Source organism: Siccirubricoccus sp. G192 (assembly GCF_019084075.1).
In the GTDB taxonomy this organism is placed as follows: domain Bacteria; phylum Pseudomonadota; class Alphaproteobacteria; order Acetobacterales; family Acetobacteraceae; genus G192.
Genome location: NZ_JAHREN010000001.1, coordinates 4,802,070 through 4,826,167, shown reverse-complemented (window position 1 = coordinate 4,826,167; position 24,098 = coordinate 4,802,070). Strand labels below are relative to the sequence as shown.

At 71.5% G+C, this 24,098-nt stretch carries 24 protein-coding genes; 11 read left to right on the top strand and 13 right to left on the bottom strand.

Annotation, left to right across the window (positions count from 1 at the left end; translation table 11 throughout):
- Positions 1 to 19: 19 nt before the first annotated feature.
- On the bottom strand, positions 20 to 379 hold the full coding sequence (rplT, locus tag KSF81_RS23365; protein WP_217381003.1) for a 50S ribosomal protein L20: 360 nt from the start codon (positions 377 to 379) through the stop codon (positions 20 to 22).
- Between the two features lie 16 nt (positions 380 to 395).
- Positions 396 to 602, bottom strand: coding sequence for a 50S ribosomal protein L35 (gene rpmI / locus KSF81_RS23360; protein WP_217381002.1), 207 nt, complete (start codon positions 600 to 602; stop codon positions 396 to 398).
- Between the two features lie 663 nt (positions 603 to 1,265).
- On the opposite strand from rpmI, the gene KSF81_RS23355 reads away from it, so the two are divergent.
- From KSF81_RS23355 to KSF81_RS23330, 6 genes are all read left to right on the top strand, one after another.
- Positions 1,266 to 2,153, top strand: a complete 888-nt coding sequence (locus KSF81_RS23355) for a Hint domain-containing protein (RefSeq protein ID WP_217381001.1) — start codon at positions 1,266 to 1,268, stop codon at positions 2,151 to 2,153.
- Between the two features lie 181 nt (positions 2,154 to 2,334).
- The gene (locus tag KSF81_RS23350) at positions 2,335 to 3,930 is read left to right on the top strand and encodes a helicase HerA-like domain-containing protein (RefSeq protein WP_217381000.1); all 1,596 of its coding nucleotides are present in this window, start codon (positions 2,335 to 2,337) and stop codon (positions 3,928 to 3,930) included.
- Between the two features lie 178 nt (positions 3,931 to 4,108).
- Complete coding sequence (gene dapF / locus KSF81_RS23345; RefSeq protein WP_217380999.1) at positions 4,109 to 4,942, top strand: diaminopimelate epimerase; 834 nt, start codon at positions 4,109 to 4,111, stop codon at positions 4,940 to 4,942.
- Positions 4,939 to 6,180, top strand: a complete 1,242-nt coding sequence (mtaB, locus tag KSF81_RS23340) for a tRNA (N(6)-L-threonylcarbamoyladenosine(37)-C(2))-methylthiotransferase MtaB (RefSeq protein WP_217380998.1) — start codon at positions 4,939 to 4,941, stop codon at positions 6,178 to 6,180. The genes dapF and mtaB overlap by 4 nt, the downstream gene beginning before the upstream one ends.
- Before the next feature lie 525 nt (positions 6,181 to 6,705).
- The gene (gene ftsY / locus KSF81_RS23335; RefSeq protein WP_309139743.1) at positions 6,706 to 7,659 is read left to right on the top strand and encodes a signal recognition particle-docking protein FtsY; all 954 of its coding nucleotides are present in this window, start codon (positions 6,706 to 6,708) and stop codon (positions 7,657 to 7,659) included.
- 53 nt (positions 7,660 to 7,712) lie between these two features.
- Entirely contained in the window at positions 7,713 to 8,510 is a 798-nt protein-coding gene (locus KSF81_RS23330; protein WP_217380997.1) for a creatininase family protein, read from the top strand.
- Positions 8,511 to 8,623: 113 nt separating this feature from the next.
- Here the strand turns inward: KSF81_RS23330 and KSF81_RS23325 are convergent, their stop codons facing one another.
- Positions 8,624 to 9,037, bottom strand: a complete 414-nt coding sequence (locus tag KSF81_RS23325) for a hypothetical protein (protein ID WP_217380996.1) — start codon at positions 9,035 to 9,037, stop codon at positions 8,624 to 8,626.
- Entirely contained in the window at positions 9,034 to 9,582 is a 549-nt protein-coding gene (locus KSF81_RS23320) for an NUDIX domain-containing protein (RefSeq protein ID WP_217380995.1), read from the bottom strand. The genes KSF81_RS23325 and KSF81_RS23320 overlap by 4 nt, the downstream gene beginning before the upstream one ends.
- Before the next feature lie 154 nt (positions 9,583 to 9,736).
- On the opposite strand from KSF81_RS23320, the gene KSF81_RS23315 reads away from it, so the two are divergent.
- A complete protein-coding gene (locus KSF81_RS23315; RefSeq protein WP_217380994.1) occupies positions 9,737 to 10,660 on the top strand; it encodes an alpha/beta hydrolase in 924 nt (307 codons plus the stop codon).
- Positions 10,661 to 10,740: 80 nt separating this feature from the next.
- Here the strand turns inward: KSF81_RS23315 and KSF81_RS23310 are convergent, their stop codons facing one another.
- The 5 genes from KSF81_RS23310 to KSF81_RS23290 form a co-directional block, all read right to left on the bottom strand.
- A complete protein-coding gene (locus KSF81_RS23310; protein ID WP_217380993.1) occupies positions 10,741 to 10,941 on the bottom strand; it encodes a hypothetical protein in 201 nt (66 codons plus the stop codon).
- A gap of 174 nt (positions 10,942 to 11,115) precedes the next feature.
- A complete protein-coding gene (locus tag KSF81_RS23305; RefSeq protein ID WP_217380992.1) occupies positions 11,116 to 12,312 on the bottom strand; it encodes a phosphoglycerate kinase in 1,197 nt (398 codons plus the stop codon).
- A 78-nt stretch (positions 12,313 to 12,390) separates the two neighbouring features.
- Positions 12,391 to 13,434 (bottom strand): type I glyceraldehyde-3-phosphate dehydrogenase, encoded by a 1,044-nt coding sequence (gene gap / locus KSF81_RS23300; protein WP_217380991.1) that lies wholly within the window; start codon positions 13,432 to 13,434, stop codon positions 12,391 to 12,393.
- 30 nt (positions 13,435 to 13,464) lie between these two features.
- Positions 13,465 to 15,513: a transketolase gene (tkt, locus tag KSF81_RS23295; RefSeq protein ID WP_375293348.1), complete on the bottom strand. Its 2,049-nt coding sequence runs from the start codon at positions 15,511 to 15,513 to the stop codon at positions 13,465 to 13,467.
- Between the two features lie 113 nt (positions 15,514 to 15,626).
- The gene (locus tag KSF81_RS23290; RefSeq protein ID WP_217380990.1) at positions 15,627 to 17,618 is read right to left on the bottom strand and encodes a methyl-accepting chemotaxis protein; all 1,992 of its coding nucleotides are present in this window, start codon (positions 17,616 to 17,618) and stop codon (positions 15,627 to 15,629) included.
- 161 nt (positions 17,619 to 17,779) lie between these two features.
- Here KSF81_RS23290 and KSF81_RS23285 point away from each other — a divergent pair, with 161 nt between their 5' ends.
- Entirely contained in the window at positions 17,780 to 18,514 is a 735-nt protein-coding gene (locus tag KSF81_RS23285) for a VIT1/CCC1 transporter family protein (protein WP_309139659.1), read from the top strand.
- Between the two features lie 88 nt (positions 18,515 to 18,602).
- Here KSF81_RS23285 and KSF81_RS23280 read toward each other — a convergent pair whose 3' ends face one another.
- The 4 genes from KSF81_RS23280 to KSF81_RS30425 form a co-directional block, all read right to left on the bottom strand.
- Entirely contained in the window at positions 18,603 to 19,847 is a 1,245-nt protein-coding gene (locus KSF81_RS23280; protein ID WP_217380988.1) for a Zn-dependent hydrolase, read from the bottom strand.
- Positions 19,848 to 20,120: 273 nt separating this feature from the next.
- The gene (locus KSF81_RS23275; protein ID WP_217380987.1) at positions 20,121 to 20,789 is read right to left on the bottom strand and encodes a hypothetical protein; all 669 of its coding nucleotides are present in this window, start codon (positions 20,787 to 20,789) and stop codon (positions 20,121 to 20,123) included.
- Between the two features lie 174 nt (positions 20,790 to 20,963).
- On the bottom strand, positions 20,964 to 21,743 hold the full coding sequence (locus KSF81_RS23270) for a substrate-binding domain-containing protein (RefSeq protein WP_217380986.1): 780 nt from the start codon (positions 21,741 to 21,743) through the stop codon (positions 20,964 to 20,966).
- A gap of 29 nt (positions 21,744 to 21,772) precedes the next feature.
- Positions 21,773 to 22,168: a VOC family protein gene (locus KSF81_RS30425; RefSeq protein ID WP_309139658.1), complete on the bottom strand. Its 396-nt coding sequence runs from the start codon at positions 22,166 to 22,168 to the stop codon at positions 21,773 to 21,775.
- Positions 22,169 to 22,252: 84 nt separating this feature from the next.
- On the opposite strand from KSF81_RS30425, the gene KSF81_RS30420 reads away from it, so the two are divergent.
- From KSF81_RS30420 to KSF81_RS23255, 3 genes are all read left to right on the top strand, one after another.
- Complete coding sequence (locus KSF81_RS30420) at positions 22,253 to 22,558, top strand: hypothetical protein (protein WP_254453709.1); 306 nt, start codon at positions 22,253 to 22,255, stop codon at positions 22,556 to 22,558.
- A 78-nt stretch (positions 22,559 to 22,636) separates the two neighbouring features.
- The gene (locus tag KSF81_RS23260; RefSeq protein WP_217380984.1) at positions 22,637 to 23,425 is read left to right on the top strand and encodes an aldolase; all 789 of its coding nucleotides are present in this window, start codon (positions 22,637 to 22,639) and stop codon (positions 23,423 to 23,425) included.
- Positions 23,422 to 23,979, top strand: a complete 558-nt coding sequence (locus tag KSF81_RS23255) for an NUDIX hydrolase (RefSeq protein ID WP_217380983.1) — start codon at positions 23,422 to 23,424, stop codon at positions 23,977 to 23,979. Before KSF81_RS23260 ends, KSF81_RS23255 begins: the two co-directional genes overlap by 4 nt.
- The last annotated feature ends 119 nt before the right edge of the window (positions 23,980 to 24,098 follow it).

Below are 24,098 nucleotides of genomic sequence, written 5' to 3'. Positions count from 1 at the left end.
GTACCCGCCGCCACCGGAGTTACGCGGGCTGCGCGCCCTTGACCTTCTCCACCAGCGCCGCGAAGGCCGCCGGGTCGTCGAAGGCGATGGCCGCCATCACCTTGCGGTCCATCTCGATATTCGCCGCCCTGACGCCGGCGATGAATTTGGAATAGGTCAGCCCGTGCTCCCGCACCGCGGCGTTGATCCGCTGGATCCAGAGGCCCCGGAAGTCGCGCTTCTTGTTGCGGCGGTCGCGATAGGCGTATTGCAGCGCCTTCTCGACCCGCTCCAGCGCGGGACGGTAATTGGTGGAAGACCGGCCGACATAGCCCTTGGCGAGCTTGAGGACCTTCTTGTGCCGGGCATGGGCGGTAACGCCCCGCTTCACGCGTGCCATGTCTCGATGCCCCCCCTTACCGGTCCAGACCATAGGGCATCCACTGCTTCACAGTGATGCCGTCCTGGTGGCGCAGCACCTGGGTGCCGGTGTTCTGCCGCTTCACCTTCCTGGAGCGGGCGGAAAGGCAATGCCGCTTCTTGCCCGGGCCGGCCAGCACCTTGCCTGTCGCGGTGAGCTTGAAGCGCTTCTTCACCGAAGACTTCGTCTTCATCTTGGGCATTTCGGACCTCCTGGTCGGGGTTTGCGCCTGCGGAACAGGCACGAGGCCGCGGCCGGGCATGCCCTACAGGCCCGGACGCGCGGAAAGCGAGGGCGGGCGTATAGCGGCGGGGCGGGTGGGGCGCAAGGGCAGGCCGGGCCGCCCGGGTCAGGCGGATCGCCGGCCGGAGTATTGTACTGAATTGTAGCGAGCACATCCTCCGGTGAGCTCGGCCGGGGCACCGGTGGAAGGCCCGCCGCGCTCCCGACTGGCGGAACCACGGCCCGGGCAGGTTTCCGGAAAGCCAGTGAATCCAAGGTGCCACGCTGCAATCAGCCTAGTTCCGCCCCGCCTGCCTCTACGGAAGGGGTAGCCCTGTATCGGTGGATGGCCCCCTGATTCTTACTTTCTGACTGTTTCTTGGGGCGGGCTATACAACCGTAGATTGGTGGACCGGGCAGGCCATTATGGCAATGATCCTGACAACGCCTGGACTGGTTGTTGCATTTCCACCCTGGGTCGCTGGCCTGATTGGCAGCAGACTTCATGAGACTTGCCACGACCGGGCTTCGCTACAGCCTTGGCGGGTTCTTGCCCGCCTGCAACTCACGATGGAGCAATGCGGTGGCAACGAGCACATTTACCCTGTTCAGGACAACTTTCAAAGCCGGCGGCAGTGACCAGTTGAGCACCAATACTACGACGCCGGCTGCACATAACGTGAGTACAACAGGCGCCAACAATTACGTCCTCGGCGATCAGGCCGGTTCCGCTGAGACTTTCAGCTTCGCGGGCGATGGCCTTACCTATACCTACCTTGGCAGAGCGACCTATACTGGGTCGAACACCACTTCTGGATTTTACGCTTCGGGTAGTGATGGTAATCAATATTACTTTTCGACAAGCGCCCCGCAGGGTATCGCCAATGCCAAGGTAACGAAGACTGTTGACGCCGCGGGGCCTAGCGCGACGACTGACTTCGCCATCTGCTTCTACCCCGGCACCCTGGTCCGCACGCCCTCGGGCGATGCCGCGGTCGAGGCCCTGAAGATCGGCGATATCGTCCTCACCCATGAGGGCAAGGCCGCCTCCATCCGCTGGATGGGCCACCAGACCGTCTCCACCCTCTTCGCCGACCCGCTCACCACCCTGCCGATCCGCATCCGCGCCGGCGCCCTGGCCGAGAACCTGCCGGAACGCGACCTGCTCGTCTCGCCCGCCCATGCCATCCTGGTGGAGGGCGTGCTGGTGCAGGCCGGCGCCCTGGTGAACGGCACCTCCATCCTGCGCGAGGCGGCGGTGCCGCAGGTCTTCACCTACCATCATGTCGAACTGGCCGATCATGCGCTGATCCTGGCCGAGGGCGTGCCGGCCGAGACCTTCGTGGACAATGTCGAGCGCGCCGCCTTCGACAACTGGGCCGAGCATGAGGCGCTCTACGGCGCCGAGGCCGCGATCCCGGAAATGGACCTGCCGCGCGCCAAGGCGCATCGCCAGGTGCCGATGGCGGTGCGCGAGCGGATCGCCGCCCGCGCCGAGGCGCTGTTCGGCGCCGCCGCGATCGCCGCCTGAGGCCCAGCCGGCCGGACCGGAACCGGCGGCCCGGCATCCGGGCCGCCGCGACACCTGCGGCGAGGCCCGCGGCACCCCCCTCCCGGGGCGGCGCCGCGGGCCTTCCGCGTTCCGCCGATCGGGGCTGACCGGCGCCGCCCCATCCCCTATACCGGGCCGAAGCGGCCTGGGAGCTTGGGGCATGACGGGGCAATCCATCCTGATCGGCCGGGGCGACCGCCCCTGCGAGTTGCTGCTGAGCCGCGCCAATCGCCATGGCCTTATCGCCGGCGCCACCGGCACGGGGAAGACCGTCACCCTCCAGGTGCTGGCCGAGGGCTTCTCCCGCGCCGGCGTCCCGGTTTTCTGCGCCGATATCAAGGGCGACCTCTCCGGCCTCAGCCAGCCCGGCACGCCCCACCCGAAGCTCGAGAAGCGCGCGGCGGAGATCGGGGTGGCGGATTTCGCCTATGAACCCGCCCCGGTGGTCTTCTGGGACGTCTTCGGCCAGCAGGGCCACCGGCTGCGCGCCACGGTGGCGGAGATGGGCCCGCTGCTGCTGGCCCGGATGCTGGAACTGAACGACACCCAGGAAGGCGTGCTGAGCATCGCCTTCAAGCTGGCCGATGACGACGGACTGCTGCTGCTGGACTTCAAGGACCTCCGCGCCATCCTCGGCCATGTCGCCGACCGCGCCGAGGAAGTCCGCACCCATTACGGCCAGGTCAGCAAGGCCACCATCGGCACCATCCAGCGCCGGCTGCTGGTGCTGGAACAGGCGGGGGCCGAGGAATTCTTCGGCGAACCGGCCCTGGCGCTGACCGACCTCATGCTGCTGACCCCGGATGGCCGCGGCGCGGTGAATGTGCTGGCCGCCGATAAGCTGGTGCAGAGCCCCCGCCTCTACGCCACCTTCCTGCTCTGGCTGCTCTCCGAACTGTTCGAGGAACTGCCGGAAGTGGGCGACCTGGAGAAGCCCAAGCTCGTCTTCTTCTTCGACGAGGCGCATCTGCTGTTCCGCGATGCCCCGCGCGCCCTGGTGGAGAAGGTGGAGGCGGTGGTGCGCCTCATCCGCTCCAAGGGGGTGGGCATCTATTTCGTCACGCAGAACCCGCTGGACCTGCCGGCGACGGTGCTGGGCCAGCTCGGCAACCGGGTGCAGCACGCGCTGCGCGCCTTCACGCCACTGGAGCAGAAGGCGGTGCGGGCGGCGGCCGAGACCTTCCGCCCCAACCCGAAGGTGCGGGTGGAGGAGGCCATCGGCCAATTGGCGGTGGGCGAGGCACTGGTCTCCACCCTGGCCGCGGATGGCACGCCGAACCCGGTGGAACGCGCCCGCATCGCGCCGCCGCGCAGCCGGATCGGCGCTATCACCCCGGAGGAACGGGCGGCGGTGCTGGGCCGCAGCCCGCTGCTCGGCCGCTACGACCAGGCGGTGGACCGCGACTCGGCCTATGAGATGCTGCATGGCCGCGCCACGACCGTGCCGGCCGAGCCCGGCCCGGCCCCGGTGCGCGGCGGCAGCCCCTGGGGCAATACCGGGCCCGGCTCCTGGTCCCCGGCGCCGGCTTCGCCCGGCCCGGGACGCATCCCGCAGATCCCGCAGCGCCGCCAACCCGCGCCGCAGGCCAGGCCCGGCGGCGTGCTCGGCGATATCCTCACCGGCAGCGGCGGCAAGCGGGAGGGGGTGGCGGAGGCCATGGCGAAATCCCTGGCCCGGACCATCGGCAACCAGCTCGGCCGGCAACTCGGCGGCTCGGTGCTGCGCGGCGTGCTAGGCTCCATCCTGAAGCGATAGGCGGGGCTGGCGCCGCCATCGGGGATATGTGCCGGCCGATTCAGCCCTCCGCGCCTGCGGCGCTTCGGCCATCGGGCATGTTTGCGGCCGGCCGATTCAGCCTTCCGCGCCTGCGGCGCTTCAGCCATCGGGCGGCCTGCCCTTGGATCGGCGGGCCGGCCGGGGCATATCTGCGCCCGTGATGGTTCCCTTCCGCAAGATGCACGGCCTCGGCAATGATTTCGTCATGCTGGATGCCCGCGCCGCCGATCTCGGCATGACCCCGGCCCGCGCCGCCGCGCTGGCGGACCGGCGCACCGGCATCGGCTGCGACCAGCTCATCCTGCTGGAGCCGGGCGCGCCGGGCCTGGCCGATGTCTTCATGCGCATCCGCAACCCCGATGGCTCCGAGGCCGGGGCCTGCGGCAATGCCACGCGCTGCGTCGCCTCGCTGCTCGCGGCCGAGACCGGGCGCAGGCGCGTGGTGGTGCGGACCATCAGCGGCGACCTGCCGGCCGAGGCGCTGCCGGATGGCCGCTTCACCGTGGATATGGGCTCGGCCCGGCTCGACTGGCGGGAGGTGCCGCTGGCCCGCGCCATGGACACGCTGCACCTGCCCCTCGCGCGCGGCGTGCTGGCGGACCCGGCGGCCTGCAGCATGGGCAACCCGCACGCCACCTTCTTCGTGCCGGATCTGGATGCGGTGCCGGTGGCGGCGCTCGGCCCCTCATTGGAGCAGGACCCGATCTTCCCGGAGCGCGCCAATATCGGCTTTGTCCAGGTGCTGGGGCCGGAGCATCTCAGGCTGGTGGTCTGGGAAAGGGGCGCCGGGCTGACCCTCGCCTGCGGCTCCGGCGCCTGCGCGGCGCTGGTGAATGCGGCGCGGCGCGGCCTGGTCGGGCGGCGCGCCACGGTGAGCCTGCCGGGCGGCGACCTCGAGATCGCATGGCGGGCGGATGGGCATGTGCTGATGACCGGCCCCGTCGCCACCGCCTTCACCGGCGAGATCGAGCTGGGCGCCTTTCCGGCATGACCCTTGATGTCCTGACCTTCGGCTGCCGCCTCAATACCTACGAGTCGGAAGCCATGCGCGACCTGGCCGGCAAGGCCGGGCACACCGATACCATCCTGGTGAATACCTGCGCCGTGACGGCGGAGGCCGAGCGCCAGGCCCGCCAGGCGATCCGCAGCGCGCACCGGAAGAATCCCGCGGCCACCATCCTCGTCACCGGCTGCGCCGCGCAGATCGCGCCGGAACGCTGGGCGGCGCTGCCGGGGGTGGCGCGGGTGATCGGCAATGCCGACAAGCTGCGCCCCGAGGCCTGGGCGCTGGACGCACCGCCCGCCCCCGTCACCGACATCATGGCCGCCACGGAAACAGCGGCGCATCTCGTCACCGATTTCGCCGGCCGGGCGCGAGCCTTCGTGCAGGTGCAGCAAGGCTGCGACCACCGCTGCACCTTCTGCGTCATCCCCTATGGCCGCGGCCCCTCGCGCTCCGTGCCGATCGGCGCCATCGTCGAGCAGGTGCGGCTGCTGGCCGGGCGCGGCTACCGGGAGGTGGTGCTGACCGGGGTGGACATCACCTCCTACGGCCCGGACCTGCCGGGGCGGCCGAGCCTTGGCCAGATGGTGCGGCGCCTGCTGGCGCTGGTGCCGGAACTGCCGCGGCTCCGGCTCTCCTCGCTCGACCCGGTGGAGATGGATGACGACCTCTGGCGGCTGATCGCCGAGGAGCCGCGGCTGATGCCGCATCTGCACCTGTCGCTCCAGCACGGCGCCGACCTGATCCTGAAGCGCATGAAGCGCCGGCATCTCCGGGCGGATGCCATCGCCCTCGGCCGCCGGGCGCGGTCCTTGCGCCCGGACATCGCCTTCGGCGCCGACCTCATCGCCGGCTTCCCCACCGAGACCGAGGCGCAGTTCCAGGAGATGCTGGATCTGGTGGGCGAGATGGAACTCACCTTCCTGCACGTCTTTCCCTATTCCGAGCGGCCGGGCACCCCGGCGGCGCGGATGCCGCAACTGCCGGTGCCGCTCCGGCGGGAACGCGCGGCCCGGCTGCGCGCCACCGGCCAGGCGGCGGCCGCGCGGTTCTTCGCAACACGGGTCGGGCAGGAGGAAGCCGTGCTGTTCGAGCGTGAGGATCGCGGCCATACCGAGCATTTCGCGCCGCTGCGCCTGGCCGGCGGCGGAGCCCGGCCCGGCGAATTGCGCCGGCTGCGGGTCACCGGCACGACGCCGGACGGGCTGTTGGCGGAGGCCGCCTAGGCATGGCGCTGCGTGACTGGATCGGCCGCCTGCGCGGCCGCGGCGCCGAGACCCCGGCCGAGGAGCCGCCGTTCACCACCCCGCCCGGCCAGCCCCCGGCGCCGGTCCCGCCCGAGGGGCCGCCGACCATGCCCCCGGCGGCATCACCGGCCATCCCGGTGCCGCCGCTGCCGCCCAGCCCGCCGCCCTTTTCGCCGCCAACCCCGCTCGGGCGGCTCTCCGAATCCGGCTTCACCCCCCCCCCCGCTGCCCGGCGCGGAGGAGTTGCGCCCGCAGGACGATGCCGGGGCGCTGCGCGAGGCGGAAGCACGCCAGCAGACGGCGCAGCGCGAGGCCGAGGCGCGCGAGGCCGCCGCCGCCCCGCCGCCAGGCCATGCCGTGGAGCTCCGGCCGCCCTCGGAGCCCGTGGCGATCCCGCCCGCGCAGGCCAGTGGTGGCGCCCCGCTGCCCGGAGCGGTGGCACCGCGCCCCGCCGCGCCCGCGGCCGAACCTGTTCCCGCCGCACCCGCGGCCGAACCTGTTCTCATCGCGCCTGCGGCCGAACCGGCCACCGCCGCGCCCGGCGGCTGGTTCTCCCGGCTGAAATCCGGCCTGGCCCGCTCCACCGCCCGCCTTACCGAAGGCGTCACCACCCTGTTCCGCAAGCGCCGCCTGGACGAGGCCGCGCTGGAGGAATTGGAGGAGATGCTGATCACCGCCGATCTCGGCGTCGCCGCCTCCGCCCGCATCGTCGAGGGCTTCCGCCGCAGCCGCTTCGGCAAGGAGGTCACGGATGAGGAGGTGAAGGCGGCGCTGGCCGAGGAGATCGCCGCCATCCTCGCCCCCGTGGCGCATGAGATGGAGGTGGACCCGCGCCGCGCGCCGCATGTGGTGCTGGTGGTGGGCGTCAACGGCACCGGCAAGACCACCACCATCGCCAAGCTCGGCCGCATCTACCGCGAGCTTGGCCTGACCTGCGGCTTCGTCGCCGGCGACACCTTCCGCGCCGCGGCGGTGGAGCAGTTGCAGATCTGGGGCGAGCGCACCGGCTGCCAGGTGCATGCCCCGGCCAAGCCCGGCGCCGATGCCGCGGGCCTCGCCTTCGACGCGCTGCGGGCGGCGAAGGAGGCCGGCACCCAGGTGCTGCTGGTGGATACCGCGGGGCGGCTGCACAACAAGGCCGCGCTGATGGAGGAATTGCGGAAGATCATCCGCGTGCTCAAGCGCCAGGACGAGACGGCGCCGCATTCCGTGCTGCTGGTGCTGGACGCCACCACCGGCCAGAACGCGCTGCAGCAGGTGAAGGTCTTCAAGGAGATGGTGGCGGTGACCGGGCTGGCGGTGACCAAGCTGGACGGCAGCGCCAAGGGCGGCGTGGTGGTGGCGCTGGCCCAGGAATTCGGCCTGCCCGTGCATATGGTGGGGGTGGGCGAGACGGCGCAGGACCTCCGGCCCTTCACGGCGCGGGATTTCGCGCGGGGGCTGGTCGGGCTGGATTGACGCAGGCGCCAGGGCCCCCGACCCTGGCGGCCTGATCAGCCGGGGTGGATAGCATGACTGTGGCCTGGGAACGCCTGACCGCGCCGGACCTCAAGGCGCTCGCCGCGCGGGACGCGCTGGTGGTGCTGCCGATCGGCAGCCTGGAGCAGCACGGGCCGCATCTGCCGGTCTGGACCGACAGCCATGCCGCGCACAACCTCTCGCTCCGTGCCGCCGAGGCGGTGGCGGGGGAGATGCCGGTAGTGGTGCTGCCGCCGCTCTGGCTCGGGCTGTCGGAGCACCACTTCCCCTTCGGCGGCACCATCAGCCTGGACTACGCCACCTTCCACGCGGTGCTGCGCTGCGTGGTGCGCAGCTTACGCGCCGACGGCTTCTCGAAGCTGTTCATCGTGAATGGCCACGGCGGCAATATCGATCCGCTGGCGGTCTCGGCGCGCGAGCTGGCGCATGAATTCGGCATCCCCGTCGTCGCCACCACTTGGCCGAACGTGGCGCCCGCCGAGATCGCCGGCATCCTGACGGCGCAGCCCGGCATCCACCATGCCTGTGAGGGCGAAACCAGCCTCTGGCTCGCGCTCGAGCCCGACCAGGTGCGGCAGGACCGCATCGCCGGGGCGCTCTCCAATGCCGCGCCGCCCACGCCCGCCGGCGCCTCGCGCTTCTGGAGCTTCGAGGAACGCGCGCCCCGCACCGGCGTCCGCGGCGACCCGCGCGCCGCCACCGCGGAGAAGGGGCAGCGGATCATCGAGGCGGTCACCGCCGGCCTGGCCCGCATGATGCGGGACCCGGCGCTGTGGCGCGCCCCGGACCCGGTCTGGGTGCCGGGCCGCGCCCAGCAGCCGCCCGCTTAGTTCCTGCGGGCCGGTTCACGCCCTCCGGCTTCGCCTGCGGACGACCGGGCCGCTTGTATCTTGCGGGCCGGTTCACGGCTCCGGGCCTCGCGGCCCTTTGCCGACCGGGTCGCTCAGTAGCTGAAGGGCAGGTTCAGCCGGGCGCCGGGGGCGGGGGCGAAGAGCCGCTCCTCGGTGCGGTCCGGCACGCCCTGGGCGGCCTGGCCGCGGCCGGGCAGGCGGCGCTGGATCACGTCGGGGGTGAAGCTCGGCCCCTCGGGCCGGATGACGCGCGGTGCCTCCAGGTCCCGGTTGGGAACCGGCGCGGCCTCCAGCCGCGAGGCCGGCGGGGCGGGGGGCGTCAGGTCGGCGGTCTCCGGCGGTGGCGGCTCCGGCCGCGCGGCCTGGCGCGGCCGGCGGCGGCGGCGTGGCCGGGGAGCGGGTGCCGGGCGGGGCGGGGTTTCGGCCTCGGGCGCCGCCTCCTGCGCCCCGGCCGGGCCGGCGACCAGGGCGCCAAGCGCCAGCAGCAGCAGGCCCCGGCGCGTCACAGCCCCTGCGCCTGCGGCAGCGGGCGGGTGCCGCGCGGGTCCTCCGGCGGATTCAGCGCCGGCGGGCCGAGCGGCGCGCCCGCCGTCTCCCGCCAGCGCCGCAGCGCCCAGCGGACCGAGGGAAAGGCGATCTCCTCCCACGGGATGTCCTCCCATCCAAACCAGCGCAGTTCCAGGCTTTCCGGCCCCGCCTCGATGCCTGGCTCGGCCAGGCTGGCACGGAAGATGACCTGCACCTGGCCGAGCCGGGCGATGGAATAGACCGCCAGCACCCCCTCCAGCGCAATGCGGGCGCGGGCTTCCTCCCAGGCTTCGCGGCGGGCGCCTTCCTCCACCGTCTCCTGCATTTCCAGGTAGCCGGCGGGCAGGGTCCAGAAGCCGGCGCGCGGCTCGATGGCGCGGCGGCAGAGCAGGATGCGCCCGCCCTCGGCGACGACGCTGCCCACCACCACCTTCGGGTTCTCATAGGCGACGAAGCCGCAATCCGCGCAGGTCAGCCTTTCGCGGTCGTCACCCTCGGGGATGCTGCGGACGAAACCGGGCATCGGCCAAGGATGCGCGCGCCCTGCCGCCGCTGCAAGCCCCGCCCACCCGGCGCGACACGATGCCGCGCCTGCAACGACGTGATCGGTCCGCCGCGGAACATTCCCGCAATGGAGCGATTACCGTTTCCGTAACCAGTGGGGGCGGGCCATGGTCATGCTGCGGTGCATGCTACCCTGGCGGCGGTTGCCGAGGCTGCTCCTGCTTGCCCTCGGCCTCGTGCTGGATGCCTGTGGCGTGCCATCGGCCGGTGGCAACCAACCCGCGGCCGGCGTCGTGGTCGAGCGTGATGTTCCCTATGCGGAGGGCCCGCGCCACCAGCTCGATCTCTACCGGCCCGAGGCGGCGGGCCGGCGGCCCCTGATCCTGTTCTTCCATGGCGGCTTCTGGCAGATGGGCGGCAAGGACAGCCTGGAGAACCAGGTCCTTGCCTCCGGCCTGGCCTCGCGTGGCGCGGTGGTGCTGGTGGCGAATTACCGCCTCTATCCGGAGACGCGCTTTCCCGGCTTCCTGGAGGATGCCGCAGCAGCAGTGGCCTGGGCGCGGCGCAATGCCGAGCGGCTCGGCGCCGCCCCGGAGGGCATCTTCGTCGCCGGGCATTCCGCCGGCGCCTATATCGCCATGATGCTGGCGCTGGACGGGCAATGGCTGGCGGGGCAGGGGTTGCGGCCGCGCGACCTGGCCGGCGCCATCGGCATCGCCGGCCCCTATCTCGGCGACTTCCCGCGCCATTGGACGGTGCGCGGGGTCTTTGCCGGGCAGCCCGATCTGGCGGCGCTGCTGCCCGGGAGCTTCGCCACGGCCGCGGCGCCGCCGCTGCTGCTGCTGGGCGGTGGGATTGACGCGGTGGTCGAGGCCCGGCACCTCCAGGGCCTAGCCGAGCGCGTGGCCGGGGCGGGCGGCAGGGTCGAGGCGCATGTCTACCCCGGCGTCGGCCATCTCGGCATCCTGATGTCGCTGCCCTGGCTGCCGGCGATGGCGCCGGTCGCGGAGGACATCATGCGCTTCGCCCTGCGCCAGGGGAGGCCGCAGGTGGCATCGCAGCCGCCGGGCATCCTACAGGCCGCCGTTGGACCGTGACCTTGGCCGCGCGCCAGGAGGATTTGCATCCTGCGGGCCGGTTCACGCCCTCCGGCTTCGCCTCCGGACGACCGGGCCACTCAAACCCGCAGGTCGAGCAGGGAGCCGCGCGGCATGGGCCGGCTGGGTTGCGGCGGCACCGCCTCCAGCGGCCGTTGCGGCGCGGCCTGGTCCGCGCGGGCGCTGGCGGGCTGGGCCTGGGCGATGCCCCGGGCCGGCTGGGCCGCTTCGTTGCGGCCGATCGCCGGGGTGAGGCCGGCGAGCGAGGTGCTGCTGATCATGCGCAGGATGATCGCGCCGAGATCCGAATTCGCGGTTAACGCCGGCCGCCGCCCGGTCGGCGGGCGGTCCCGGCGGATCGGTGCGGCGCGGCTGATCTGCATGCCCGGGAGGTTACGCCCCCGGACCATTAACCCTCAAGTAACCATTGGTTGACGGAAGGACGGGTGGCGCCCTTATGCCGTCTCCAGCACCGCCACGCCCGGCAGGGTCTTGCCCTCCAGCCATTCCAGGAAGGCGCCGCCGGCGGCCGAGACATAGGTCATCCGCTCCGCCACCCCCGCATGTTTCAGGGCCGCGACGGTATCGCCGCCGCCGGCGATGGATTTCAGCCCGGCGGATTGCGTCAGCCCGGCGACGGATTGCGCCACCGCCACCGTCGCCGCATCGAAGGGCGGCGTCTCGAAGGCGCCGAGCGGGCCGTTCCAGACCAGGGTGCTGGCCTGGCGCAGCCGGGACTCGATCATCGCCACCGTGTCCGGCCCGACATCCAGCGCCATCATCTCGGAGGGCACGGCATCCACCCCCACCGTCCGGGTCGGCACATGCGGCGCGAGGGCGGCGGCCACCACCAGGTCGGTGGGCAGCAGGATCTCGCAATGCGCCGCCTCGGCCTCCTCCAGGATGCGGAGCGCGGTGCCATGCATCTCGGCCTCCTGCAGGGAGCGGCCCATGGCGTGGCCCTGGGCGGCGAGGAAGGTATTGGCCATGGCGCCGCCGATGACCAGCACATCCACCTTCTTCGAAAGGTTGCCCAGCAATTCCAGCTTGGTCGAGACCTTGGCGCCGCCGACGATCGCCACCACCGGCCGGTTCGGGTTGCCGAGCGCCGCATCCAGCGCCTCCAGTTCCGCCTGCATCAGCCGGCCGGCGAAGCTCGGCAGCAGCCGCGCCACGCCCTCGGTGCTGGCATGGGCGCGATGCGCGGCGGAGAAGGCGTCGTTCACGAAGACATCGGCGAGCTGCGCCAGCGCCGCGGCCAGGGCGGGGTCGTTCTTCTCCTCACCGGCATGGAAGCGGGTATTCTCCAGCAGCAGCACCTGGCCGTCCCGCAGCGCCGCCACCGCGGCCTCCGCCTCCGGCCCCACGCAATCCGTGGCGAAGCCCACCGGCCGGCCGATCGCCGCGGCCAGCGCCTCGGCCATCGGCCGCAGCGACATCTCCGGCACGCGCTGGCCCTTCGGGCGGTCGAAATGGCTGCAGATGATCACCCGCCCGCCCTTTTCCGCCAATTCGCGGATGGTGGGGCAGAGCCGCTCGATGCGGGTGCGGTCGGTGATGATCCCGTCCTTGACCGGCAGGTTCAGGTCGGCGCGCAGCAGGACCCGCTTCCCCTTCGGGTCGAGATCGTCGAGGGTGCGGAAGCGGGCCATGCGTCGCGTTGCTCCTTTTATGTGACGGACCGATTCACGCCGGCAGGGCTAGCGCCCCGCCGGCGGCCGGGTTGCGGGCTACAGCCTGCCGAGCAGCGCGGCGGTGTCCGACATGCGGTTGGAGAAGCCCCATTCGTTGTCGTACCAGCCCATGACGCGGATCATCTTCCCGCCGTCGATGCTCTGGGTCTGCGTCGCATCGAAGGTGCAGGAGGCGGCGTTGTGGTTGAAGTCCACCGAGACCAGCGGCTCCGTGTTGTAGAACAGGATGCCCTTCAGCGCGCCCTCCGATGCCTCCTTCATCGCGGCGTTCACCTGCTCCTTGGTCAGGCCCTCGGCCTTCAGGTTCACGTCGAGCGAGACGATGGAGACATTCGGCGTCGGGATGCGGATGGCGGTGCCGTCCAGCTTGCCCTTCAGCTCCGGCAGCACCAGGCCCACCGCCTTGGCCGCGCCGGTCGAGGTCGGGATGGCGGAGACCGCGGCCGCGCGCGCCCGGTGCAGGTCCTTGTGCAGCGTGTCCACGGTGTTCTGGTCGCCGGTATAGGCGTGGATCGTCACCATGTAGCCGCGCAGGATGCCGAATTTGTCGTGCAGCACCTTCGCCATCGGCGCCAGGCAATTGGTGGTGCAGGAGGCGTTGGAGACGATCTTGTGCTGCGGCTTCAGGATGTCGTGGTTCACGCCATAGACGATGGTCGCCTGCGCCGTGATGTCGGCATGCTCCTCGGCCCAGGTGATGGGGGCGGAGACCAGCACCTTGCGCGGCCCGGCCTTCAGCAGCAGCGCCGCCTTGTCGCTGCTGGTGAAGATGCCGGTGCATTCGGCGGCCACGTCGACGCCCTGCCAGGGCAGCTTGGTCGGGTCGCGCTCGGCCGTCACCTTGATGGGCGCGTAGCGGCGGCCGTTGCAGGTGATGACCAGGCTGTTGCCCTCGACCTGCACCTCGCCGGGGAAGCGGCCATGCACGCTGTCGTAGCGGAACAGGTGGGCATTGGCCTCGACCGAGCCGAGGTCGTTGATCGCGACCACCTCGATATCGTCGCGCCCGCTCTCGATGGCGGCGCGCAGCACCAGGCGACCGATGCGCCCGAACCCGTTGATGGCGACCTTCACGGCCATGGTTTCATCCCCTCTGTGCAAGATGCCCGGTCAGCCTAGCCGCTTCCGCACGGCCGCGGCCACGGCCTCCGGCGTGATTCCGAAATGCCGGTACAGTTCCTCGGCCGGCGCCGAGGCGCCGAAGCCGGTCATGCCGATGAAGAGGCCCTCCGGCCCGAGCCAGCGCTCCCAGCCGAAGCCGGCCGCCGCCTCGATGCCGACGCGGAGCGCCCCGCCCAGCACCTGTTCGCGGTAGCTTTCGTCCTGCGCCGCGAAGAGCTCCCAGCAGGGCAGGGAGACCACGGCGGTGGCGATACCCTCCGCCGCCAGCGCCGCGCGCGCCGCCAGCGCCACCTGCATCTCCGAGCCCGAGGCGATCAGGGTGGCACGGCGCGGCCCGGCGGCCTCCTCCACCACATAGCCGCCGCGGGCGCAGCGGTTCTCGCCGGCATCGGCGCGGAAGGCCGCCAGGTTCTGCCGGGACAGCGCCAGCAGCGAGGGCCCCTCGGCGCGTTTCACCGCAAGTTCCCAGCACTCGGCGGTTTCCATCGCATCGCCGGGGCGGAAGACGGCGATGTTCGGCATGGCGCGGAAGGAGGCCAAGTGCTCCACCGGCTGGTGCGTCGGCCCGTCCTCGCCGAGGCCGATGCTGTCATGGGTCAGCACATGGACCACGCGGAGCCGCATCAGCGCCGCCAGCCGGATGGCCGGGCGCATGTAGTCGGAGAAGACCAGGAAGGTGCCGGAATAGGGGATGATGCCGCCATGCAGCGCCATGCCGTTCATGGCCGCCGCCATGCCGTGCTCGCGCACCCCGTAATGGATGTAGCGCCCGGCGAAATTCCCCGGCGCGATGGCCGGCACCCCCTTCACATTGGTGTTGTTGGAGCCGGTGAGGTCGGCCGAGCCGCCCACCATCTCCGGCACCGCCGGCACCAGCGCCTCCAGCGCCCGCTGGCTGGCGACGCGGGTGGCGAGTTTCGGCCGGTCCTCCGCGAGTTTCGCGCGCAGCGCGGCCAGCGGCTCGTGCCAGTTCTCCGGCAGCCTGCCGGCCATGGCGCGCTCGAATTCGGCCTGCTGCGGATGTCGCGCCAGGCGCTTCAGCCAGCTCCGGCGGGTGCCGGCGCCGCGCCGCCCGGCGGCCTCCCAGCGCTCGCGCAGCCCTTCCGGCACCTCGAAGGGCGGGTGGTTCCAGCCCAGGGCGGATTTCGCCGCCGCCGCCTCGGCCGCGCCCAGCGGCGCGCCGTGGCTCGCCGCGGTGCCCGCCTTGGTCGGCGCGGCGAAGCCGATGATGGTGCGGCAGGCGATCAGGGTCGGGCGGCGCGAGCGCATGGCCCAACCCAAGGCCGAGGCCACCTCCGCCGCGTCATGCCCATCGATGCGCCGCACCGCCCAGCCATAGGCGGTGAAGCGCTTCAGCGCGTCGTCCGAGAGGGAGAGCGCGGTGTCGCCATCGATCGAGATGCTGTTGTCGTCATAGAGGACGGTCAGCTTCTCCAGGCCGAGATGCCCGGCCAGCGAGGCGGCCTCATGGCTCAGCCCTTCCATCAGGTCGCCGTCGGAGGCGATTACCCAGGTGCGGTGGTCCACCAGGGACTTGCCGAAGCGCGCCGCCAGCAGCCGCTCGGCCAGCGCCATGCCGACCGCGGTGGCGATGCCCTGGCCGAGCGGCCCGGTGGTGGTCTCGATCCCGGGATGCTCGCCATATTCCGGGTGGCCGGCGGCCGGGGAATGCAACTGCCGGAACCGCCTCAGCTCCTCGGTCCCCATCCCGGCATGGCCGGTCAGGTGCAGCAGGGCATAGAGCAGCATGGAGCCATGCCCGGCCGAGAGCACGAAGCGGTCGCGATCCGGCCAGCGCGGGTCGGCGGCATCGAATTTCAGGAAGCGGGTGAAGAGGGTGGTGGCCACATCGGCCATGCCCATGGGCATGCCGGGATGGCCGGATTTCGCCTGCTCCACCGCATCGATGGCGAGGGCGCGGATCGCATCCGCCATCCGCCTTTCTTCCGTCGCCGGGCGCGCGAGCAGCGCGGCCTGGGCGGCCTGGGCGGGGTTGGGCCGGGCAACCGGCTGGGTATCGGGCTCGAGCGTCGCCAAGCGGAGGGATCCTCCCAATCGGCGCGCCCTATACGGCGGCGCGCCGGAAGGGGCAACCCGGGCGCCCCGCCCCGCCCCGCCCCGCCCCGCCCCGCCCCGGCCCGGCCGCCGTCTCAGGCGGCCTGCGCCCGCTTGCCGGCGGTGAGGGCGGCGAGCGCCGCCTCGAAGGCGGGCTCCAACGCCTCGGCAGTGAAGCGGAGCCGGGTGCCGCCGGATTCCGGGTCGCATTCCAGCACCTCCACCGCCGCCCGGGCGCCGCCACGCCGGTCCAGCACCAGGCTGCCCCGCTCGCCGACGCGGGCACCCTCCGGCAGGGCCAGCAGGGCACCGCCGCGGGAGATGTTGCTCAGCACCGTGCCGTGCCGCTCGCCACCGAGCAGCAAGGTGCAGGGCTCCCCCGCCGGATGCCGTGCATGCAGCCGGCGGTCGGCATCGGCGCTGGCGGTGCGGACCACATGGTTGATGGTCCGGCGCAGCGCCGTGGTGTTCCCGGCGACGGCGGCGCTGGCGGCCTGCATCTCCCCGGCCCGCCGGCCGGTTTCCGCCGCCTCGCGCGAGACCTCGGCGATGCGGTCCGAGACCTCCTGCGCGGCGCCGGTGGTCTCGGCGATGTTGCGGCTGATCTCGCGGGTCGCCGCGGCCTGCTGCTCCACCGCGGCGGCCACCGCGACCGTCACCTCGGCGATCTCGCCGATGGTGCGGCCCACCCCCTCGATCACCGTCACCGAGGTCTGGGTCTCGGCCTGGATGGCGCCGATCTGCTGGGTGATCTCCAGCGTGGCCTTGGCGGTCTGGGCGGCCAGCGCCTTCACCTCCCCGGCCACCACGGCGAAGCCCTTGCCGGCCTCGCCGGCGCGGGCCGCCTCGATGGTGGCATTGAGCGCCAGCAGGTTGGTGCGGCTGGCGATGTCCTCGATCAGCCGGGCGACATCGCCGATCCGGGAGGTGGAGTCCGCCAGGCCGCGCACCGTGTCCTGGGCGCGGTGGCCATCCCCGGTGCCGCGCCGCGCAACGTCGCTCGCATGCGCCACCTGGCTGGAGATTTCCCGGATCGAGGCGCTGAGCTGCTCTGCCGCCGCCGCCACCGCCTGGGCATTGCCCTGCGACAGCCTCGCCGCCCCGGCCACGGCCTCGGCATTGCCGCCGACCCGGGCGGCGGATTGCGCCACGTCCTCCGCATTGCGGGCCATCTCGGCGGCGCGCTCGACCATGCCGCCAACCGCTTCGTCGGCCACGGCCTCGATCCTGGTGGCCATGTCGCGCACCGCCTCGCGCCGCGCGATCGCGACGCGCCGCTCCTGCTCCAGCCGCTCCTGCTCGGCGAAGGCCAGCCTGGCGCGGAGGGCGCGCAGCAGGGAGAAGGCCGGGCCGAATTCCCCGGCGGCCGGCAGCTCGATCTCCCGCGTCAGGTCGCCCTGCGCCAGGGCCGTGAGATGCGCCTCCAGCCGGCGCAGCGGCCGGCGGATGGCCAGCAGCACCAGCACCCCGCAGCCGATCGTGGCCAGGCCGCCCAGTGCGGCCGCCAGCCCGGCGGCGGACCCGGAGAGGCCGGGCCAGCCCGCCAGGCCAAGCGCCGCCACCACGACGGCCGCCGCGGCCAGCAGCCGCCCGGTGATGCTGGCGGCGACCTGCCGCAGCCGCGCCATCGGGCTGCGGGAGACAATCTCGCCATCCCGCAGGCCAAGGTTTCGGGCCGTGCCCGCGCGCATCCGGGCATAGGCCGCCTCGGCCGCCGCCGCCTGCGCGCGCGAGGGCTGCGAGCGGATGGAGATGTAGCCGGTGACCTTGCCCGCCGTGAGCTCGGGCGTGACATTGGCCCGCACCCAGTAGAAATCGCCCGTCTTGCTGCGGTTCTTGACCAGCCCCTCCCAGGGGCGGCCGGCCTTCAGGGTGGCCCAGAGATCGGCGAAGGCCGCCTTCGGCATATGCGGGTGCCGCACCAGGTTGTGCGGCGAGCCGACCAGCTCCGCTTCGGTGAAGCCGCTGACCCCGGCGAAGCTGCGGTTGACGAAGGTGATGCGCCCGCCGGGATCGGTGCGGGAGACCAGCGGCTCCGCCGCCGGGACCGGGATTTCGCGGTCGGTGATCGGTTCGTTGATACGCAAGGCCGGTTCCTTCGCGATGGGCAGGAGAGCGCCTGCGATTGGGCGCCGCTACCCTTTGCCGTTCGGTTAAGCCCCGCGCGCGTCAGGCGGCCCGCCGCCCTGCCCACCGCCCTGGCGGCCCAACCCCCCTGGCGGGGTAGCCTCCGCCCATGGATTCCCCCGTGCCCAGCCCCTACCGCGAGGGATTGCCGCCCCAGCCCCCCGGGCCGCCGGAGGGGGAGCAGCATTTCACCGCCTCCCAGACCGTGCGCGACCTGGTGATCGGCACGGCGGACGGGCTGACGGTGCCCTTCGCCCTGGCGGCCGGCCTCTCCGGGGCGGTGGCCGCCAATCCGCTGATCGTCACCGCGGGCATGGCCGAGATCGCCGCCGGCTGCGTCGCCATGGGGCTCGGCGGCTACCTCGCCGCCCGCACCGATGCGCAGCACTACGTCACCGAAAGGGCACGCGAGGAGCAGGAAACCAGGGACTATCCGGAGCGCGAGAAATGGGAGGTCTCGGCCCTCCTGCACCGCTACGGGCTGCGCGGCGAGACCCTGGCGCGGGCCACAGAGGCCATTGCCAGCGACCGCCGGCGCTGGGTGGATTTCATGATGCGCTTCGAGCTGGAGATCGCCGAGCCCGCGCCCGGCCGGGCGGCGCAGAGCGCGGCCACCATCGGCGGCGCCTATGTGGTGGGCGGGCTGATCCCGCTCGCCCCCTATATGGTCCTGGCCGAGACGTTGCCGGCCCTGGCGGCCTCCTGCGGCCTGACCGGCACGGCGCTGCTCGGCTTCGGCTGGCTGAAGGCCCGCGCCACCGGCCTGCCGCCATTGCGCGGGGCCCTGCAGACCCTGCTGATCGGCGGCCTGGCCGCGGCCACCGCCTTCCTGGTGGCGCGCTGGGTCGGGGGCTGACCCGGTTTCCGAACCCGATCCCCTCAGGGGGGTGCGAACCGGTCCCGTGCCGTGCCTTGCCCGGCCTTGCGCTGGGATCACACCGCGATCACACCGCCCGGTTCGCCCGCGCCACCACCGCCTCGAACAGCACTTGGCAGCCCGCTTCCGCCTCCTCCGGCAGGATGCTCTCTTCCTCGTTGTGGCTGAGGCCGTCCTTGCAGGGGGTGAAGATCATCGCCGTCGGCACGCGCCGCGCCACATAGACCGCGTCATGCCCGGCGCCGCTCACGATCTCCCGCGCCGGCAGGCCGAGCCGCGCCGCGGCCTGGCGCACCAGATCGACGCAGCCCGCATCGAAGGGCTGGGCGGGGAAGCGGAACAGCTCGTGCAGTTCCAGCGGCAGGCCGCAATCGCGGGCGATGAAGCCGGCCTCGCGCGGGAATTGCGCGGCCAGGCGCTCGATCTCGGCGGTGTCGGGGTGGCGGAATTCGACGCTGAAGCGCACCTCGCCAGGCACCACGTTGCGGCTGTTCGGCAATACTTGCAGGAAGCCCACCGTGCCGCGTCCGTCCTCGCCGCGGGCACGCATCATGCGGTCCACCAGGTCGATGATGCGGGCGGCGCAGACCAGGGCATCCCTGCGGGCGGAGGGCGGCGTGGTGCCGGCATGGCTGTCCTGGCCCAGCACGCGCGCATCCCACCAGACCTGCGCCTGGGCGCCGGTGACGATGCCGATCTGCTTGGCCTCCCGCTCCAGGATCGGGCCCTGCTCGATATGCAGTTCGAAATAGGCATCGGCGGGGAAGGGCTCGGCCTTGTGCGGCCCCTTGTAGCCGATCTGGTCCAGCGCTTGGCCGACCGTGACGCCCTCCACATCCGGCAGGGCATAGACCTTGTCCTGCGGATAGACGCCGGCCCAGACGCCGCTGCCCATCAGGGAATGGCCGAAGCGGCTGCCTTCCTCATCGGTCCAGTTCACCAGTTCCAGCGGCGCCTCGGTGGTGATGCCGAGGTCGTGCAGGCTGCGCATCACCTCCAGCCCGGCGATGACGCCGAGCGCGCCGTCGAATTTCCCGCCCGAGGGCTGGCTGTCGAGATGGCTGCCGAACAGCACCGGCGGGCGCTCTGGGTAGCGGCCCTCGCGGCGGGCGAACATATTGCCGATGGCATCCACCCGCACCGTCAGGCCGAGCGCCCGGCACCACTCGGCAAAACGCTCGCGGCCCTGGCGGTCCACCTCGGTGAGGGTCAGGCGGCGGACGCCGCCCTTCGGCGTGGCGCCGATCTCCGCCATGGCCATCAGGCTGTCCCAGAGGCGCTTGCCGTCGATCCGCTGATTGGTGCCGCTCATCCTGCCCGCCTGCCGCTTCCGGAGTCTGCGGGACTACGCCGGGCGCGGCCGGCGGGCAAGGCGCGGGCTTGCGATCCGGGCAGGGGCGGGGCATAGGAATATAACACCAACTACGTCGTCGATGCCACAAGGCCCACATGTTGTCGTGAGCGGGGCAGGTTAGCGCAAGTTCATTGTTTATTAGAGGGTTGATGGATGAAATGGTCCGCGCCATAAGTGCGGAGCATTTTGAAATTAATCCCATTGCCCCATCCTGGACGGATGTGGCTTTGGTTAGTACACGTCGTCTCTATCAGGCAGTCGTAGAAGTGCTTCTGGAAGAAGAAGACCAAAATCCCGGGCTTTGTCCAGGATTGACCGAATTTCAGGCTCACTTTCTAGCCGGGTGCGCGCTAGCTCGCGGGCGTGCTTTATCGGCCCAACAAGAATAGACAAGTCATGAGCAATGAGATGCGCCCTGATGGTGGCCTCGCGCGCCTCTAGAAGGTCCTGTATCTTGTATGCATAGATTTCGCTGAAATCCGTCTTTGGAAAGTTAGTATCGGCAGGGGAGTTTAACATAAGTTCAGCACTAAATTGGGCCTGGAAATTCCAAAGGACATTGGACTTGGCAAGTAGTATACTCTCAGGAAACTTATTGGTGATGCCCCAGATACGATGAGCGAATTTGTTTCTATGAGAAGAAGCCCTTCTGATGGCAATGGTGGACGCGCAGAACAGGTCGGCATCGCCCTTTGATAGCGTGTCCTTCGCTGTAGCATCTAGAACTGCGAACTGAGCAGTTTGGCTTTCTATGGCAGAGTACATTATCACGAAGGGGCCAGACTTCGTGTGCAGCATTGATGCCAGAACAATCCCCATTTGAGCCTCGACCTGTGACCATGCCGCTATAGTTCCGGCAATGAGTTCGGCGTGCTCTCGGCGGGCCTTCATGGCGTCCATGCCAAAGTTGATGCTCCACTCTCCTTTCCCGATCTTAGGCAGCGCAGATGATAAGGGTTGAGGTGCCATGAATATTCACCCGAATATAGTCAACGGAACCGATTTGTCCGAAACGATGCCCTCGGTTTCCGCCGCAGCGGCCCCCTGTCGTAACCCTTTGGAATCATTGAAAGCCTATCCGCCCACCGCGAAACCGGCCGCCCGGAAGCGCGCGGTCCCCTCCGGCCCGGTGAGGTACTGCAGCAGCGCCGCCGCGCCTGCCGGGTCCGTGGCACGGGTCGCCACCGCGCCGAGATAGGGCGTGACCAGGTTCACCGCCTCCGGCAGTGGGCCGACCAGGGTGACGCCGGGCACCACCACGATCTCGCTGATCTGCGTCATCACCAGGGCGGCGCGGCCTTCCGCCACCGCCTGCACCGCGGCGAGCCCCTGCTGGAACAGCAGGCTGCGCGGCCGCAGCGTCTCGGCGATATTCCATTGGGCGAAAAGCCGGTCGAGATGGATGCCCGTGGTGGCGCCGCGCGAGCCATCGGAATAGGCCAGGACCGGGGCGGCGAGCAGCGCGGCGCGCAGCGCCTCGGGCGTGGCGATATCCGGGGCGGGCGCACCCTCCCGCGCCGCGAGGCCGATGCGCATGCGGCCGAGCTCGGCGCGGCTCTCGCCCCGCACCAGGCCCTCGCGCGCCATGGCCTCGATCTGCGCGGCGCTGTTGAGCACGAGGTCGGCGGCCTCGCCCGCGCGGATGCGGGCGGCGACGGCACCGGCATTGCCGGTGGCCTGCACCACGCGGTGGCCGGTGGCGCGGGTGAAGCCCGGGATCAGGTCGTGCACGGGATGCTCCACGGCGCCGGTGCCGAGCACCCGGAGCGGCGGGGCCTCCTGCGCCGCCGCCCATCGCCATGGCAGCAGCGCGGCCAGTGCCAGCAACCCGCGTCGTGCCGGGGCGTGTCGCATGGGCGCGCTTCCTCCTGCCGTGGCTGCCGTCAGTAGATCGGCCAGAGGCCCGGCGTGGCAAGCTCCAGCAGGTGCCCGTCCGGGTCGCGGAAATAGATGCTGATGCTGCCGCGTGGCCAATCCGTCCGGCCTTCCTCCGCCACGCCATGCGCGGCGAGGCGCGCCTGCCAGGCCGGCAGGTCGGCGGCGGCGATCGAGAGCGCGCAATGGATTGGCCCGGCGCCGTCATGCGGCGGGATGGTGCCGCCGGGCAGGTGCGCGGTATGGGTCGCGGCGCCGCGGTGGAAGATCAGCAGCGCGCTGCGCCCGCCGACCGGATAGGCGGTGAGCCGCTCGTCCCGGAACATGGGCGAGAGGCCCAGCACGGTTTCATAGAAGGCGCGGGCGCGGTCCATGTCGTCCACATAGAGCGCGGTTTCCAGCACGCCGGAGAGGGGCGGGGGGGGCTTGCTCGGGCATGGCCCGATCCTCGGCCCGGCCGGGGGGCGCGGCGCAAGCCCGCCCTGGCGATGGCCGCATCGGCCGCCGATATGGGCGGGGTGCGCCGCCGCGATGCCCTTGCCCTGCTGCTGCTGGCCGCCTCGTGCCAGGCCGCGGAGCCGTCGCGCCCGATTCCGGCGGAGCCCCCGCGCGCCGAACCGGCCGCGCAGCCCCGCGACTTCGATGCCTGGTGGGACCGCCAGCGGGAGAAGGAGGCGGCGGACCGCTTCTGGAACGGCCCGCGCGAGCAGCGGCGGGCCCTCACACGCGACCAGGTCGAGCGCTGGGAAAGGCAGCGCGAAGTCCGGCGCGGCTGGGCGCCCTATCCGTTCTGAGGTCGCGCCGGGGGTCCCGGCTTGCCGGAATCGCCATCGCCTGCGAATTTCCCCCCTGACCTTCCCGGAGACAGCCCCATGGCCCATGCCCTCGGCGCGCCCGCCGCGCCTGCCCTGCTGCGCAACTCGGATCTCGATGCCGAGGCGGTGCGGCAGGCGCGGATCGACCTCGCCGCCTGCTTCCGCATGGCCGCGCGGCTCGGCCTGCATGAGGGGATCTGCAACCATCTGAGCTTCGTCGTGCCCGGCCGCGACGACCTGTTCCTGGTGAATCCCTATGGCTGGGCCTTCGGCGAGATCACCGCCTCCCGCCTGCTGATCTGCGACTTCCGGGGCAATGTGGTGGCGGGCGAGGGCGTGCCGGAGGCCACAGCCTTCTACATCCATGCCCGGGTGCATCTGAACAAGCCGCGCGCGAAGGCAGCCTTCCACACGCATATGCCGAATGCCACCGCCCTGGCGATGCTGGAGGGGCCGCCGCTGGCCTGGGCCGGGCAGTCGGCGCTGAAATTCTACGGCCGCACCCTGGTGGACGAGGAATATGGCGGCCTGGCGCTGGATGAGCAGGAGGGCGACCGCATCGCCGCCAGCCTTGGCGAGGCCGATATCGTCTTCATGAAGAACCACGGCGTCATGGTGGTCGGCCCCGGCATCGCCGAAGCCTGGGACGACCTCTACTACCTGGAACGCGCCTGCGAGGCGCAGCGCCTGGCCATGGCGACGGGGCGCCCGCTGAAGCCGGTGCCGCGCGAGATGGCGGAAAGGACCTATCGGCAGATGCGCCAGGGCGACCGCGAAAGCGCCCGGCTGCACCTGGAGAGCATCAAGCGCATCCTGGCGAAGGACGAGCCGGACTTCATGGCGTGACGCGACCCGGCGGCGCGGTGCTGGAATTCCGCAGCGGCGGCGCGGTGCCGGCGGCCTTGCACGGCGTCGCCTTCGCGCCCTGGCCGCCGCCGGATGACTGGAGCCTGGCGGCGGGCGCCCTGCCGCTCGGCGAGCCGCCCCTGGTGCCCGCGCCCGGCCGCGATCCGGCCGCGGGCGCGGCGATCCTGGAGCCGGACGGGCGGGTCTGGATCATCGACCCCGCCAAGGGCTTCGGCGGCTATGCCCATACCTTCCCCAAGGGCCGGATCGAGCCGGGGCTCGACCCGCAGCGGGCGGCGATGAAGGAATGCTTCGAGGAAACCGGCCTCGGCATCGCCATCACCGGCTGGCTCGGCGACTTCGACCGCTCCACCACGACGACCCGGCTCTACCTGGCGCGGCGCCTCGGCGGCTCGCCGGTGGCGTTCGATCCCCGGGAGGTGGAGGCGGTGCGGTTGGTGCCGGTGGTGGATCTGCCGGCCTGGCTCACCAATGCGCATGACGCGAAGCCGGTCGCCGCGTTGCTTCAGCACATCGCCACCACGGGATTCTGACCATGTGGATATTCCTGGCCGAAGCCTTCCTCAGCATCGTGACAAACCCGGGGGGAGCCGGACACGCTCAAGGTCCGCGGCCGCTTCAAGGGCGATATCGAGCGCGTCTTCCCCGAGGC